The organism is Arthrobacter sp. K4-10C, assembly GCF_059090085.1.
Genome location: NZ_JBNHFI010000011.1, coordinates 120,245 through 134,745, shown reverse-complemented (window position 1 = coordinate 134,745; position 14,501 = coordinate 120,245). Strand labels below are relative to the sequence as shown.

Genomic DNA, 14,501 nt, shown 5'->3' with positions numbered 1-14,501 from the left:
CTGCTGTTGAACTGCTAGCTGTACAGCTCGCTCTTAGGCTCGTTGGCCTTGACCTTCTGCCAGCCGAGCCACAGGACCACCGCGAAGAACGGGATGGTGGCCAGGGTCCACAGGCCCAGGTAGAACACCTCGCCGGTCTTGCTGGTCATGGTGTCGAAGCCGATCAGCACGGTGATGGCGAGCAGGCCGAGCAGGCCGGCCCAGCTGGTCCACGGTGAACCGGGCATCGGCAGGCTCGAAGTGACGCCCTTGCGATGCCGCAGCACGATCTGGCTGGCGAAGATGGAGCCCCAGCAGAAGATCACGCCGATGGAGGCTGTGTTCAGGGCCAGGTCGAAGGCGTGCGAGCCACCCAGCCAGATGTTCAGCAGGATACCCACCAGGTAGAAGGCCGCGACGGCCAGGATCGCCGCGTACGGGACGTGCCGCTTGGACATCCTGGTGAGCCACTGCGGGGCGTGGCCGTTGTTGGCCATGGTGCGGAACACGCGGCCGATCGAGTACAGGCCGGAGTTGCAGGAGGACAGCGCCGCGGTGATCACGATCATGTTCATCACGTCACCCACCCAGGCAAGGCCCATCTGGCCGAACACGGTGACGAACGGGGAGGTGCCGGCAACGTACTGGTCCGAGGGCAGGAGCATGGCGAGCAGGGTGACGGAACCGACGTAGAACACCACGATGCGGAGCACGACGGCGCGGATCGCCTTGGGCACTTCGCGTTCCGGGTTCTGCATCTCGCCGGCGGTGATGCCCACCAGCTCGATGCCGTTGTACGCGAAGATCACGGCGTTGAGGACCAGGACCATCACCAGGGCACCCTTGGGGAACATGCCGCCCTCGGCAGCGAAGAGGTTGGCCACGGAGGCGTTGCCGTCACCCACCTGGGCGTTGGTGACCACCATGAAAGTGCCCACCACCAGGAAGATGAGGATGGCGCCCACCTTGAGGCAGGAGGCCCAGAATTCAAATTCGCCGAACGCCTTGACGCTGAGCAGGTTCACTGCCACCAGGAGCGCCAGCGCGGCGATGGCCGAGGCCTCCACCGGAACGTTGGGGAAGAAGAACTGGAAGTACAGTCCGATGGCAATCAGTTCGGCGATGCCGGTCATGCCCCAGTTGATGAAATACATCCAGCCGGACAGGAACGCGCCCTTCTTCCCGAACATTTCACCGGCGTAGCTGACGAACGAGCCGGAGGTCTGGCGGTACATGATGAGCTCGCCCAGCGCCCGCATCAGCAGGTACGCGATGACGCCGGCAATGGCGTAGGAGAAGATCAGCGCCGGGCCGGTGGAGGCGAGGCGGCCGCCGGCACCCATGAAGAGGCCGACGCCGATGGCGCCGCCCATGGCGATCATGGTGACGTGGCGCCTGCCCAGCGTTTTGCTGTAGCCCTCGGCGCTGAGGGAAGGGTCGACGGCGGCGGATGGTGCCGTGCTGGTCTGGAGATCTGTGGGGGTACTTTGAGGCACAACGATTCCTTGTGGGTTGGGGGTTGGCCGCATCCGGGCTACGCATGATTCAGCTCACATAATTCGGTCTTCTGCTCCTGCAGCAGCCTTTTATGAGTCCAAACCTTCGTAGAGCCGAAGCTTCGCGCGGCTTGTCCATCCTACAAGATGCTCAGGGGTGCTACGTGACGTGGGCTACACCGGCCCCGTCTCCAGCATCAGGTTCCCGGCTCCGTCCAAGCTGACGCTGTAGGTCCGGAGCGGATCCGCGCCCGTGGTGGAGCATCCGGTGGCCAGGTCAAAGGCATGCTGATGCAAGGGGCAAATCACCACCTGCCGGTCGATGGTGCCGTCCGCGATGGGGCCCCCGCGGTGGGGGCACACGGCCGAAAGGGCCCGCAGGGCACCGTCCCGCAGCCGGAAAACCGCCACCTGCGTCCCCGCAATACCGAAGGCCCGCCCCTCCCCGACGGGAATCTGGTCCACCGGACCCAGGTTGTGGGTTTGGACGGCCGTTTCCATGCTGCTCACCGGACCGGGACCTGCGGCAGGACCACCAGCGGCAGTGATGTCCGGAACTGGCCTGGCGTCTGGGGGTCGTCGCGCTCCCGCCACGGATCCACGTAGCTGTCCACGGAGGCCTGCATGGCTTCATCCAGCCTGCCGGCGATCCCCTCCGAGTCATCCACCACCACCGCCCGGAGGTGTTCGATCCCCACCCGCGGCACGAACGCGTACGTCCGCTCCAGCCAGTTGGCCTGTTCGCGGTAGTACTGCATGAACCGCCCGGTGAGCCGCGTAACCTCGTCCGCGCTGTCCACGGTGGCCAGCAGGTCGCCCTTGCGGATGTGGGCGCCGGCCGCTCCACCCACGTAGATCTCCCACCGGCCACCCTCCACCGCCACCACGCCCACGTCCTTCACCAGGGATTCCGCGCAGTTCCGAGGGCAACCCGAGACGGCGAGCTTGAGCTTGGCCGGTGATTCAAGCCCTTGGAAGCGGGTCTCCATCCCGATGCCCAGGCTGGTGGAGTCCCCGGTGCCGTAGCGGCAGAAGTCCTGGCCCACGCAGGTCTTGACCGTGCGGAAACTCTTGCCGTATGCGTAGCCGGAGGGCATGTCCAGGTCCGCCCACACCTGCGGCAGGTCCTCCTTGCGGATGCCCAACAGGTCGATCCGCTGCCCGCCGGTCAGCTTGATCAGCGGCACGTTGTGCTTCTCGGCGACGTCGGCGATGCGGCGGAGCTGCTGCACCGACGTTACACCGCCCTTCATCTGCGGCACCACGGAGAAGGTCCCGTCGCGCTGGATGTTCGCATGGACTCGGTCGTTGATGAAGCGGGCGTCACGTTCGTCGATGTACCGGTCCGGGAGCATCATCTTCAGCAGCGAGGCGAGGCCCATCTTGGATTTGGCGTCCTCGGCCCTGCCGGGAGCCAGGGCCTGGAACACCTGGGAGACAGAGCGCAGCCCCTGCTTCCGGATGGCGGCCATCAGGGACGGCTTATCCAGCGGGACCCCGGGCACGTAGTAGCTGGCCGCCGGGTCTTCCTCCACCGCTCCGCCGGCGGCCCATTCCACCACCTGCTGCACCAGCAGCTTGCAGGAGCCGCAGCCCTTGCCGGCGCGGGTAGCGTCCATGGCTCCGGCTACCGTGGTGCACCCGCCCTTGACCGCTTCAGCGAGCGCCTTCTTGCTGACGCCGTTGCAGTTGCAGACCTGGGCGTCGTCGTCGAGCTCTTCCACGCCGCTCCCCCCGCCCGGTGTTCCAAGGTCGAACAACAGCGCCATCCGCTCCTCCGGCAGGGGCAGCCCGCGGTCGAAAGCCTGAGTCAGGTAGGCCACCTTACGGCTGTCCCCGAGGAGAGTGGCGCCCACCATCTTGTTGTCCCGGACCACGATGGACTTGAACACACCGCGGCTGGGCTCGGAGAAGACGATGTGTTCGTCTGTGGCCAGTTCCGGCCCATGCAGGCCCATGGAAGCCACCTCGACGCCGGCCACCTTCAACTTGGTGGCGGTGCGGGAGCCCAGATACGCCGCAGACGTGTCCGTGCCCGTTACGTGGTTGGCCAGCACCACCGCCTGCTCCCAGAGCGGCGCCACCAGGCCGTACACCTCGCCGCGGTGCTGGACGCACTCGCCCACCGCGTAGATGTCGTCCTCATCCTGGACCCGCAGCGAATCGTCCACCACAATGGCCCGCTCCACCGGCAGCCCGCTGAGCACGGCGAGGTCCACGTTGGGCCTGATCCCGGCGGCCACCACCACCATGTCGCAGGCGATGTCCGGTCCGCCCAGTAGGCTGACCCCGGCGACCCGGTCGGTGCCCAGCACGGCCGTGGTGCGGCGGCCGGTAAGCACCCCGATTCCCAGGGCCTCCACGCTGCGACGGAGCACCGCGCCGCCGTCGGGCCCCATCTGCGCGCTCATCAGGTGTCCTCCTGAATGGACCACATCCACCTCAAGCCCTTTGCTGCGCAGGCCGGAGGCGGCCTCAAGCCCCAGCAGTCCCCCGCCGATGACCACCGCCTTGTGATGGTCATCGGCGCGGGCGTGTGCCAGCAATTTCCGTGTGTCATCGAGGGTGCGGAAGCCGAAGACGCCCGGTTTCAAGGAACCGCCGGGCGTATACAGTCCGTCCATCGGTGGCAGGTGGGAGCGGCTTCCGGTGGCGATGATGAGGACGTCGTACGGCGTCACCCTTCCGTCGTTGGAAAACACGTGCTTGGTGAAGCGGTCGATCCGGTCCACCCTTACCCCGGCATGCAGCGTGATGGCGTTCTCCTGGTACCAGGACACCGGATTCAGGAAGATGTCGGCGTCGGTTTCCTCACCGGACAGGACGTTGCTGAGCATGATGCGGTTGTAGTTCCCGTGTGGTTCTTCCCCGAACATGGTGATGGCATACAAGTCCGCGCCACCTCGGGCCAGAATCTCCTCCACCGCCCGTGCCCCGGCCATTCCGTTGCCGATGACCACCAGCCGCCGGCGCTGCTGCTTGCCGGACCGCAGGGCCCCTCGGGTGTCCAGGACGCTGGTCATCAGTGCTCCACCATGCCGAGGTCGATCACAACGGAGCCGGTCACGCCCTCCGGCGCCGCCACATGCAGTTCGATGACCGAGCCGCCCTCGATGTCCTCCACGACTCGCAGCGGCACATGGACGTCGCCCAACGCGCCAATCGGAAAATAGCGCATGGGGACACCGTTGCGCAGGAGCACCACGGCGATCAGCTCCGGACTGGAGTTGCCGCCGCGGAAGTAGAGCGTCTGGTTGACCACGCCGTACGGGACGTAGTGCGAGAGCTCACTGTGGATGGGCACGGATTTTTCCATCCCGACGCCCTGGAAGGAGTAGATGCCCTGCAGGAAGAGGTTCTTGGTCAGCACGGGCGGATCCTTTCGGCAGCACAACAACTGGCACTGCCCATCCTGCTCCGCCGATGTTTCCGCACGCCGGTCCCCCCGGTAAAGATCCCTTAACGCAAAACTCACCGATTCGAGAGACCTGCTGGCTGCCGGCCACCCAATTGCGTGACTCATGCCCGAGGAGCAGGGAATGAGGGCGGTAATCGGGGTTCCGCTGACGGGTCAAGGCAAAGGTCCCGCATTCCGGTCGGACCGGCGGCGCCTCAGGAGGGTGCCAACACCCCGTTATCCATCGAATACCGGATCCAGCGGCCAAAGGCTTGTCCCCGCGGCTCTGGGCCGGACCCGTTACTGGCCGGCCCGCCGCGAGGACCGCTGCCGCCCGTACGGCTTGCGCGGGCACACCGGGCGAACCATTCCCGGAGGGCGCGGTCATGGCTGACCATAACCAGCGTTCCAGTGAACTCCGCGAGCGCCGCCTCAAGCTGTTCCACGAGGACAGGCGCCAGGTGGTTGGTCGGCTCGTCCACAATAAGGGTGCCGTAGCCGCCGAGCAGCAGCCGGGCCAGGGCGAGCCTGCGCTGCTGGCCTGCCGAAAGGCCGCCCACCGGAACATGGAACTCGCTGGTTCGAAACAGTCCCAGGCGAAGGAGTGCCTCGGCGTGCCCATCAATGTTGCCGCCGAGGCCAGCCGCGAAAGCGGGCAGCAGCCGGAGGGCAGGCCGCTGCGGGAGCTCGAGTTCCTGCTGCAGGTAACCCACCCGGTCCGGCCGCGAAACGCTCCCCTCGGCGGGCTGGAGAGTTCCCGCCAGCACGGACAACAGTGTGGACTTGCCTGCGCCGTTGGGCCCGGTGATGAGGATTTTGTCGCCCGGGGCGGCGCGGAAGTCTGTGGCGCAAAGCCGGCCGGGAACACCGACGCCGCGGGCCTCCAGCGCGGCTTCCCCGCGGGACGCCACCTCCGGGCCAACCACCTCCGGCGCTGGTGGAGCGGTAAGGCGCAACGGCACGGGCGGACGCTCCACTGGGCTTGCTTCGAGGCGCCGCAGCCGTTCCTGGGCGTTGCGGACCTTGCTTCTGGCGGCCCGCTCCCAGGTACCGGTCTTGAAGCCGAAGGCCATCTTGTCCGCATCGCGCCTGCGGCCGTAACCCATCGTCCCCGCCACGGTCTGGGCCTGCCGCTTTTCGGACTCCATCTCATCAATCCAGGAATGGTATTGCTGAACCCAGCGCTGGCGTTCGGCTGCCTTCTCCCGGAGGTAACCGTCGTAGCCGTTGCCGTAGCGGGTCACAGCGCGGCGCTCGGCGTCCACTTCGATAATGGTGTTGGCCACCTTGCGAAGGAGCACGCGGTCATGGGACACCACCACCACGGTGCCCCGGTGCGCAGCCAACCGCTCCTCCAGCCAGGCAGTTCCGCGGGCATCGAGGTGGTTGGTAGGTTCGTCGAGAAGCAGGATGTCCGCGGGGTCGGCCAGGACGCAGGCCAGCGCCACGCGTTCCTGCTCCCCGCCCGACAGCGATCCGAGCGTCCGGTCCCGGTCCAAACCGCCCAGGCCCAGCCGGTCCAGCGCAGCTTCCACCCGGGACTCCGCGGCGTAGCCTTCCCTCAGCTGGTACTCGGTCTGGAGCCTGCCATAGGCCTCCAAGTCGCTGTCCTCCGCATCAGCCAGCCCGCCCTCGAGCCGGTCCAGCTCCGCTTCAAGGGCACGGAGCGATGCGAGGGAAGCATCAATGGCACCGCCTACGGTGAATGACTCCGGCAGCCCATGGGCCTGGGCGAGGTAGCCCACGCGGCCCTGAATCGCCACCGCGCCCTCGTCAGGCTGCTCCTGTCCGGCAAGGATGCGCAGCAGCGTGGATTTGCCGGCACCGTTTTCGCCCACCACCGCTACATGCTCCCGGGCGGTAATGACCAGGTCGATGGTGTCCAGCAGCAGGCGGTCGCCATAGCCATGGGAAACGCGGGAAAGGCTAAGGTGTTCAGTCAAGGGAAGTCCTCGCAAAAAACTCCGAAGGATGGCCGCGGGAGCTGGACCGGATGACCCGGTGCTCAACCAACGGTCTTGGATTCTTGGGGAACAGTCCGGCACGGCCGGGCTGCTGTCAGGACTTCATCGCTCCAGCCTGCCCCGGAAGAGGCCGTTGCGTCAAGCTGCACGCAGCCGGCAGCGGCAGCCAGGCCAGGTGCCGCCGTCGTACGCCGGACAGCTACGCGGCGAGCGCTGCCGCCCTTTTGCGCCGGGCGTTGGCCAGCCGGGTCCCGATCAGGCCCTGCCGAGGGCTGAAGAGATAGACCGCGCCGAACACCACGCCCTGCGTCAGCACCACCATCGCCCCGGAAGCAGTGTCCAGGTAGTAGCTGATGAAGATCCCGGCGACGGAGCAGACTGCCGAAATGGTGGGCGCTATGACCAGCATCCGGGAGAACCGGTCCGTCAGCAGGTAGGCCGTGGCGCCGGGAATAATCAGCATCGCCACCACGAGCACCACGCCCACCGTCTGCAGCGCCACCACCGACGTCAGGGCGAGCAGGCCGAGCAGCAGCGCGCCCAGCCGCCGCGGCGAGAGCCCGATGGCGTGCGCGTGCGTGGGGTCGAACGCGTAGAGGGTGAGATCCCGCCGCTTGAGGATCAGGATGACAAACGCTGCGAAGCCCAGCACGAGCACCTGGATCAGGTCCGGCAGGCTGACGCCCAGGAGGTTGCCGAAGATGATGTGGTTGAGGTCGGTCTGGCTGGGGGTCACGGAGATCAGCACCAGGCCCAGCGCAAACAGCGAGGAGAACACGATGCCGATGGCGGCGTCCTCCTTGACCCGGCTGGTGTTGCGGACCACCCCGATCAGGGTCACCGCAATCAGCGCGAACACGAGCGCTCCGAGCGCGAACGGGGCGCCCACGATGTAGGCCAGCACGACGCCGGGAAGCACCGCGTGCGAGACGGCGTCGCCCATGAGGGACCAGCCGATCAGGACGAGCCAGCAGCTGAGCACGGCACAAACGACGGCGGCGAGCGCGGTGGTCACGATGGCCCGGACCATGAAGTCGTAGGTCAGGGGTTCGAGGAGAAGCTCCATCAGGCCGTCCGCTCCTTCCCAGCCGGCAGATCCCGGTTCAGCACGTCCAGGCCGAAGGCCATCGCCAGGTTTTCCGGCTGCAGCACCTGGTCCGGCGGCCCGTGCATCAGCACCCGGTGCATCAGCAGCACGGCCTCGTCGCACAGCTGCGGCAGGGCGTGCAAATCGTGCGTGGATACCAGGATGGTGCAGCCGTCGGATGCGAGCTCGCGCAGGAGCCGGGTGATGGTGGCTTCCGAGCGCTTGTCCACACCGGCGAAGGGTTCGTCCAGGAGCATGGTGGTGGCCCCCTGGGCGATTCCCCGGGCCACGAACGCGCGCTTTTTCTGCCCGCCGGACAGCTGGCCGATCTGGCGTCCGGCGTATTCGCCGAGCTCCACGCGGTCCAGTGCTTCGTCAACGGCGGCCCGGTCAGCCTTGGAGGAACGGCGGGTGAAGCCCTGGTGGCCGTAGCGGCCCATCATCACCACGTCACGGACCGACAGCGGGAACTGCCAGTCCACGTCCTCGCTCTGCGGCACGTACCCGATGCCGCCTTCCCGCCGGGTCCGCCCGGGTGACTGCCCGTTGATCCGCACCGTGCCAGCGTCGGGCCGGATCATTCCCATGATCACCTTGAACAGCGTGGATTTGCCGGAGCCGTTCATGCCCACCAGGCCGCAGATCCGGGCCGGTTCAAGGACCAGCGAGGCGGCGTCCAGCGCCAGGACCTCACCGTAGTGGACGGTGACATTGTCAACGAGGAGGGCCGGGGTGGTCATGATCCCGCTCCGGTGAGGGCCTTGGTGATCACATCGGCGTCATGCCGGATCAGGTCCAGGTAGGTGGGCACGGGACCGTCGGCTTCAGAGAGGGAGTCCACGTAGAGGGTGCCGCCGAACCTGGTACCCGTGGCACCCACCACCTGCTGCATGGGGGCGTCCGAAACGGTGGATTCGCAGAACACGGCTGGAACCTTGTTTGCCTTGACGTACTCGATGGCCCGGGTGATCTGCTGCGGGGTGGCCTGCTGTTCCGCGTTGACGGCCCAAATGTAGAGCTCCTTCAGCCCGGCGTCACGCGCCAGGTAGGAGAACGCGCCCTCGCAGGTGACCAGGGCGCGCTGCGCTTCGGGCACCCCGGCAAGGCGGGCGGTCATCTGGTCCTGCACGGCCTGGAGTTGGGCCTTGTAGGCGTCCCCGTTGGCCTTGAAAACCTCCGCGTTGTCCGGATCCAGTTCGGAGAAGGCCTTCACCATGTTGTCCACGTAGACCTTCACGTTGAGCGGCGACATCCAGGCATGCGGGTTCGGCTTGCCCTGGTACGCGTCCTCGCTGATGTTCATGGGTTGCACACCCTCGCTGACCACTGCATGCGGCACGTCCAGCCCCTCCACGAACTGGGCGAACCAGGCTTCCAGGTTCAGCCCGTTGTCCAGGATCAGGTCAGCTTTGGATGCCTTCCGGATGTCCCCCGGCGTCGGCTCGTAGCCGTGGATCTCAGCGCCTGCCTTGGTGATGGACTCCACGGTGAGCTTGTCTCCCGCAACATTCCGGGCGACGTCGGCAAGCACGGTGAAGGTGGTCAGGACCACCTTCTTGCCGTCATCGCCGTTGCCCGCGGCGCCGCCTCCGCAGGCGGTGAGCAGGAGGGAAAGCACGACGGCGGCAGCGGCCGCTGCGGGGAAACGCACCTTTGGTGCACCGGTCCGTGCGGCTACTTTGGCGCACCGAAACGTAAATTTAGGCATACCGAACATTTTACGCGAAGCCCGATTCCCTGAACAACGTCCCCGCAACAGTCCCGTCATCCTCCCAATCCAACTAGGTAGCAGCAGATGCCGTTTTGAGGCCTCATAAGGACATCTGCTGCTACCTAGTTGGGGGATAGGCTGAAAGCATGGCTACCGCCCACCGAATACCACCTGCTCCGCAGCCACAGCTGTACCGGTTCTCCGCCCTGGACTTCACCGCCCTGGCCCTCTACCTATCCATCGCCGGAATCTTTGCCCTGGCGGGCGGGCTGCTGGTCCCCTTCCTCCGGCAGATAGCCCCCACCCCCGCGGGCGTCTCCTACGCAGCCAACCTGCTCTTTTACGGCTCTGTGGGCCTGGTGGCCCTCGTCGCTGCCCGCCGCGTCATAGCCCGGGACCTGCGGGTACTCGCCACCCGCCCCTGGTTCACCCTCAGCATGATTCCGGCCGCAGTTATAGCCATGCTGATCTTCACTGCGGTGGTGGTGGCGGTTGGCGGCGGAGTGCAGACTTCAGCGAACCAGGCGGGGCTGCAGGCGCTGATGCAGCAGGTGCCGGCCTGGCTCATGGTGCCGGTCATCGTGGTGGTGGGCCCGTTCGTGGAGGAGTACATCTTCCGCCACCTGCTGATTGGCAAGCTCAGCAGGCGCGTCAACATCTGGGTGTGCTGCGCGCTCTCCGTGCTCCTGTTCGCCGCCATGCACATAGCAGGCCGGGAAGCCATCACCCTGGCGGCACTGCTGCCCTACCTTGCGATGGGGGCCACCCTGGTCTTCGTCTACGTCTGGACCGGGAAGAACCTGATGTTCTCCTACTTCGTCCACGCCGCGAAGAACCTGCTGGCGGTTGTCTTCATCTATGCCATCCCGCCCGAGCTGTACGACCAGCTCCAGCAGGGGGTCCCGGCCTGAGGGCAACCGGTTCTGCATTAGCTAAGCTGATTACTAGACTTGGACGGTGAGTAACCAGATTCCCGCCCCGGTGTCCGACGTCTTCGATCCCACCCGCTGGCGCGTGGTGTCCGGTTTCGAGGACTTCCAGGACATGACCTACCACCGCCAGGTGGAGCGGGATTCCGACGGCGGGTGGGTGCGTGACCTGCCCACCGTACGGATCGCCTTCAACCGGCCCGAGGTCCGCAACGCATTCCGGCCGGGAACGGTGGATGAGCTCTACCGCGCCATGGACCACGCCCGGATGACGCCGGAGGTCGCCACTGTGCTGCTCACCGGCAACGGCCCCTCCCCGAAGGACGGCGGCCACTCGTTCTGCTCCGGCGGCGACCAGCGGATCCGCGGACGGGACGGCTACAAATACGCCGATGGCGACACGCAGGAAACCATCGACCCCGCCCGGGCCGGCCGCCTCCACATCCTAGAAGTCCAGCGGCTCATGCGCACCATGCCCAAGGTGGTCATCGCAGTGGTCAACGGCTGGGCGGCCGGTGGCGGGCACTCGCTGCACGTCGTTGCGGACCTCACCATCGCCTCCCGCCAGCACGGCAAGTTCAAGCAGACCGACGCCACCGTGGGAAGCTTCGACGCCGGCTACGGTTCAGCCCTGCTGGCCCGGCAGATCGGGCAGAAGGCCGCCCGTGAGATTTTCTTCCTGGCGCGTGAATATTCCGCGGAGGACATGGTCCGGATGGGCGCGGTGAACGAGGCCGTGGACCATGAACGCCTGGAGGAGGTGGCCCTGGAGTACGCGGCGGACATCGCCCGGCAGTCCCCGCAGGCCATCCGGATGCTGAAGTTCGCCTTCAACCTCGCCGACGACGGACTGGCGGGCCAGCAGGTGTTCGCCGGCGAGGCAACGCGGCTGGCGTACATGACGGACGAGGCGGTGGAGGGCAAGGAAGCCTTCCTGCAAAAACGCGACCCCGACTGGTCCAGCTTCCCGCACTACTTCTAAGCAGGAGTGGCAATGAACAGCGGTCCCCTCAACATCGAACCGGCCCTGAAGGCCCTCGCGGCCGCCCTCCATGGCGAGGGCCCCGCCGTCGAACTTTCCATTGGTGACGACGGTTCCCTGGTGGTGGGCCATATCGAAACACCCGGCTGCGACGACGCCGTCGCTGTGGTCCGCACCTCCGGATCCACCGGAACGCCCAAGGCAACGGTCCTCACCGTGGAGTCCCTGGCCGCGTCCTCCATGGCCACGGCGCTGGCGCTGAAGGGCGAAGGCCAGTGGCTGCTGGCACTGCCGGTGCAGTACGTGGCCGGCGTTCAGGTGCTGGTGCGTTCCCTGTTTGCCGGCACGCGCCCCTGGGTGATGGACATGTCCGGCGGGTTCACTCCGGAGGCTTTCACGGCGGCGGCGTTGGAACTGACGGACAAGATCCGCTTCACGTCCCTTGTCCCCACCCAGCTGCAGCGGCTCCTGGATGACCCGTCGCCGGAGACGCTTGCCGTGCTCCGGCGCTTCAACGCGGTCCTGCTGGGCGGGGCCCCGGCGCCGGCAGCCCTGCTCGAGGCGGCCCGGGACGCGGGTGTACGCGTCTTCACCACTTACGGGTCCGCCGAGTCCTCCGGGGGCTGCGTCTACAACGGCTATCCGCTCGAAGGAGTCTCGGTCCGGGTGGACGGCGACGGCAGGATCCTGCTGGGCGGCGACACCATCGCCGCGGGCTACCTGGAGGCCCCGGACCAGGAATCGGGCACCTTCTTCGAGGAGGACGGCGTGCGCTGGTACCGCACCAACGACCTCGGCAGCATCGACGACGACGGCCGGCTCGCTGTGCTGGGCAGGGCAGATGACGTGATCATCACCGGCGGCGTGAAGGTTTCCGCGCTGCATGTGCAGGAGGAACTGGAAAAGTCCGACGGCGTGACAGCGGCTTTTGTGGCCGGCGTCCCGTCTGCGGAATGGGGCCAGGCCGTGGCCGCCTACGTGGTGCTGGCGGGCGAAGCCGCCGCACGGGGCGCCGGCGGTTCCGCTGGAAGCGGGGACCACGCCGTCGTGCTTGAGGAAGAATGGCACCGCAGGCTGGGGGTCCTGGCTCCCAAGACGGTCCTTACCGCCTCCTCGCTGCCGATGCTGCCCAACGGCAAGCCCGACCGGCTTGCCATGACTGCCGAACTCAGCGCCCTGCATCAGGGAAAGTAGAGTGGACGTGCACCAATGCGGCGGGCGGGTGCTTTCCGCCCGCCGGTCTCCCGATTCAATACGAGGTACTAAACGTGGCCACAGCCGCACAATGGATCCAAGGCGCGCGACTGCGAACCCTGCCTGCCGCGATAGCGCCGGTGCTCATCGGCTCCGCCGCCGCCTACGAGATGGATTCGTTCCTCCTGCTCAACGCCATCCTCGCGGCGCTGGTGGCCCTGCTGCTCCAGGTGGGCGTGAACTTCGCCAACGACTACTCCGACGGCATCCGCGGAACGGACGATGACCGCGTGGGTCCGCTGCGCCTGGTCGGTTCAGGCGCGGCCAAGCCGGAGCATGTAAAGCGGGCCGCGTTCGGGACCTTCGCCGCGGCAATGGTGTTCGGGCTGGTCCTGGTGGTCATCACCCAGAGCTGGTGGCTGATCCTCGTGGGCCTGGGATGTGTCATGGCGGCGTGGGGCTACACGGGTGGCAAGAACCCGTACGGCTACATGGGCTTGGGCGATGTGTTCGTGTTCGTGTTCTTCGGCCTGGTGGCGACGCTCGGCACCACGTACACGCAGGCGGGGCAGATCAACCTGCCCGCCATCATCGGCGCGATCGGCACCGGGCTCATCGCCACGGCCCTGCTGATGGCCAACAATGTACGGGACATTCCCACGGACATGCAGGTGGGCAAGAAGACGCTCGCGGTCCGGCTGGGCGACAAGCATGCCCGGGAAAGCTATGTGCTGATGCTTGCCGTGGCCATCCTGCTGGTGGTCATTCTGGCTCCGGGGCGGCCGTGGATGCTGATTGTCCTACTGCTGATTCCGGCGTGCCTGATGCCGTCATGGCTGATGATCAACGGCCGCAAGCGCAAGAGCCTCATCCCGGTCCTGAAGCAGACTGGCCTGATCAACCTCGGCTACAGCCTGCTGTTCTCACTGGGCCTGGTGCTCAGCCACGGGTTCTAGGGCGGTCAGCTGCGGGGCTTGGGGTCCTTGGCGTCGTTTCTGACGGCGTCGTTTCTGATTGCGTCGTTGCTGATGGCGATGTCCGGGTTGGCGTCCAGGAGGGCGTCCTCGGCGTTGGCGTCCTGGACCTCACCTGCTGAACGGAGCGGCTTGGCCTTGCCGGAGAACCGGCGGTGCAGTGCTGCTGCTGCCTCGTCCCGCTGCTTCTGGAAAAAGAGGTAGCTGACGGCGAACGCGATGAGGGCGGCACAGATCACGGACATCAGGACGCCCAGCTGCAGGAGTGTGAAAAGCACGAACAGCGGTGCGAAGAGAGCCAGACGGATCAGGGAATATTTCAAAAAGGCCACATTCAAGTTTAGCCGCCTCCCGCCCGGGCTCCCGCGGCCCTGCGGACGATAGACTTGATGGCATGCTCCTCCGTGTGGCTTTGGCCGTGGCAGTCCTCGTCATCTTTGTGTATGGCCTCGTGGACGTGATCCGCACCGATGGCCGCCTCACGCGTGGAATTTCCAAACCTGCCTGGATCGTGGTCATGATCGTCCTGCCCGTGCTGGGCGCCATTCTTTGGCTGCTTATCGGGCGGCCCCGCGGCTCTTCGCCGCAGCAACAGAGCTACCGCCATCCCACGGCCCCGGACGATGACCCTGATTTCCTCCGCAACCTTGAAGTCCGCCGCCGCAAGGAGGCCGAGGCCGCACGCCTGAAGAAGCTCAAGGACGAGCTGGAAGCCAAGGCGAAGGACGACGGCGGCGGCAAGGATAAGCACGAAACCGACGAACGCGACACCGACGGACGGAAGTAGG

Annotated in this window: 14 protein-coding genes; 5 read left to right on the top strand and 9 right to left on the bottom strand. The window is 66.4% G+C overall.

The genetic code is table 11. The annotated features are described in order from the left end of the window. Positions 1-14 precede the first annotated feature (14 nt). The 8 genes from AC5RUU_RS16180 to AC5RUU_RS16145 form a co-directional block, all read right to left on the bottom strand. Positions 15-1,475, bottom strand: coding sequence for an amino acid permease (locus AC5RUU_RS16180; RefSeq protein ID WP_493976217.1), 1,461 nt, complete (start codon positions 1,473-1,475; stop codon positions 15-17). A 174-nt stretch (positions 1,476-1,649) separates the two neighbouring features. Then, entirely contained in the window at positions 1,650-1,976 is a 327-nt protein-coding gene (locus tag AC5RUU_RS16175) for a Rieske (2Fe-2S) protein (protein ID WP_493976294.1), read from the bottom strand. 5 nt (positions 1,977-1,981) lie between these two features. After that, complete coding sequence (gene nirB, locus AC5RUU_RS16170) at positions 1,982-4,498, bottom strand: nitrite reductase large subunit NirB (RefSeq protein ID WP_493976216.1); 2,517 nt, start codon at positions 4,496-4,498, stop codon at positions 1,982-1,984. Beyond that, a complete protein-coding gene (locus tag AC5RUU_RS16165; RefSeq protein ID WP_493976215.1) occupies positions 4,498-4,845 on the bottom strand; it encodes a molybdopterin oxidoreductase in 348 nt (115 codons plus the stop codon). The genes nirB and AC5RUU_RS16165 overlap by 1 nt, the downstream gene beginning before the upstream one ends. Before the next feature lie 242 nt (positions 4,846-5,087). After that, positions 5,088-6,815 carry a ribosomal protection-like ABC-F family protein gene (gene abc-f, locus AC5RUU_RS16160; RefSeq protein ID WP_493976214.1) on the bottom strand — a complete coding sequence of 576 codons (1,728 nt, stop codon included), beginning with the start codon at positions 6,813-6,815 and terminating at the stop codon, positions 5,088-5,090. A 220-nt stretch (positions 6,816-7,035) separates the two neighbouring features. Further along, positions 7,036-7,902, bottom strand: coding sequence for a metal ABC transporter permease (locus tag AC5RUU_RS16155; RefSeq protein WP_493976213.1), 867 nt, complete (start codon positions 7,900-7,902; stop codon positions 7,036-7,038). Further along, positions 7,902-8,663, bottom strand: a complete 762-nt coding sequence (locus AC5RUU_RS16150) for a metal ABC transporter ATP-binding protein (RefSeq protein ID WP_493976212.1) — start codon at positions 8,661-8,663, stop codon at positions 7,902-7,904. Before AC5RUU_RS16150 ends, AC5RUU_RS16155 begins: the two co-directional genes overlap by 1 nt. Next, entirely contained in the window at positions 8,660-9,631 is a 972-nt protein-coding gene (locus tag AC5RUU_RS16145) for a metal ABC transporter substrate-binding protein (protein WP_493976211.1), read from the bottom strand. Before AC5RUU_RS16145 ends, AC5RUU_RS16150 begins: the two co-directional genes overlap by 4 nt. Positions 9,632-9,780: 149 nt before the next feature. Between AC5RUU_RS16145 and AC5RUU_RS16140 the strand changes: the two genes are divergently transcribed. The 4 genes from AC5RUU_RS16140 (at position 9,781) to AC5RUU_RS16125 (ending at position 13,695) form a co-directional block, all read left to right on the top strand. Further along, complete coding sequence (locus AC5RUU_RS16140; protein ID WP_493976210.1) at positions 9,781-10,545, top strand: CPBP family intramembrane glutamic endopeptidase; 765 nt, start codon at positions 9,781-9,783, stop codon at positions 10,543-10,545. 46 nt (positions 10,546-10,591) lie between these two features. After that, complete coding sequence (locus tag AC5RUU_RS16135) at positions 10,592-11,545, top strand: 1,4-dihydroxy-2-naphthoyl-CoA synthase (protein ID WP_493976209.1); 954 nt, start codon at positions 10,592-10,594, stop codon at positions 11,543-11,545. A gap of 12 nt (positions 11,546-11,557) precedes the next feature. Further along, the gene (locus AC5RUU_RS16130) at positions 11,558-12,739 is read left to right on the top strand and encodes an AMP-binding protein (protein ID WP_493976208.1); all 1,182 of its coding nucleotides are present in this window, start codon (positions 11,558-11,560) and stop codon (positions 12,737-12,739) included. A 74-nt stretch (positions 12,740-12,813) separates the two neighbouring features. After that, positions 12,814-13,695, top strand: coding sequence for a 1,4-dihydroxy-2-naphthoate polyprenyltransferase (locus tag AC5RUU_RS16125; protein ID WP_493976207.1), 882 nt, complete (start codon positions 12,814-12,816; stop codon positions 13,693-13,695). Positions 13,696-13,700: 5 nt separating this feature from the next. Here AC5RUU_RS16125 and AC5RUU_RS16120 read toward each other — a convergent pair whose 3' ends face one another. Further along, complete coding sequence (locus tag AC5RUU_RS16120) at positions 13,701-14,045, bottom strand: DUF4229 domain-containing protein (protein ID WP_493976206.1); 345 nt, start codon at positions 14,043-14,045, stop codon at positions 13,701-13,703. Between the two features lie 62 nt (positions 14,046-14,107). Here AC5RUU_RS16120 and AC5RUU_RS16115 point away from each other — a divergent pair, with 62 nt between their 5' ends. Further along, a complete protein-coding gene (locus tag AC5RUU_RS16115; protein WP_493976205.1) occupies positions 14,108-14,500 on the top strand; it encodes a PLD nuclease N-terminal domain-containing protein in 393 nt (130 codons plus the stop codon). The last annotated feature ends 1 nt before the right edge of the window (position 14,501 follow it).

Coding starts and splice junctions, on each gene's coding strand:
- AC5RUU_RS16150 (WP_493976212.1), bottom strand. CDS start 8,663: ATGACCACCCCGGCCCTCCTCGTTGACAATGTCACCGTCCACTACGGT.
- AC5RUU_RS16175 (WP_493976294.1), bottom strand. CDS start 1,976: ATGGAAACGGCCGTCCAAACCCACAACCTGGGTCCGGTGGACCAGATT.
- AC5RUU_RS16140 (WP_493976210.1), top strand. CDS start 9,781: ATGGCTACCGCCCACCGAATACCACCTGCTCCGCAGCCACAGCTGTAC.
- nirB (WP_493976216.1), bottom strand. CDS start 4,498: ATGACCAGCGTCCTGGACACCCGAGGGGCCCTGCGGTCCGGCAAGCAG.
- AC5RUU_RS16145 (WP_493976211.1), bottom strand. CDS start 9,631: ATGCCTAAATTTACGTTTCGGTGCGCCAAAGTAGCCGCACGGACCGGT.
- AC5RUU_RS16130 (WP_493976208.1), top strand. CDS start 11,558: ATGAACAGCGGTCCCCTCAACATCGAACCGGCCCTGAAGGCCCTCGCG.
- AC5RUU_RS16155 (WP_493976213.1), bottom strand. CDS start 7,902: ATGGAGCTTCTCCTCGAACCCCTGACCTACGACTTCATGGTCCGGGCC.
- AC5RUU_RS16115 (WP_493976205.1), top strand. CDS start 14,108: ATGCTCCTCCGTGTGGCTTTGGCCGTGGCAGTCCTCGTCATCTTTGTG.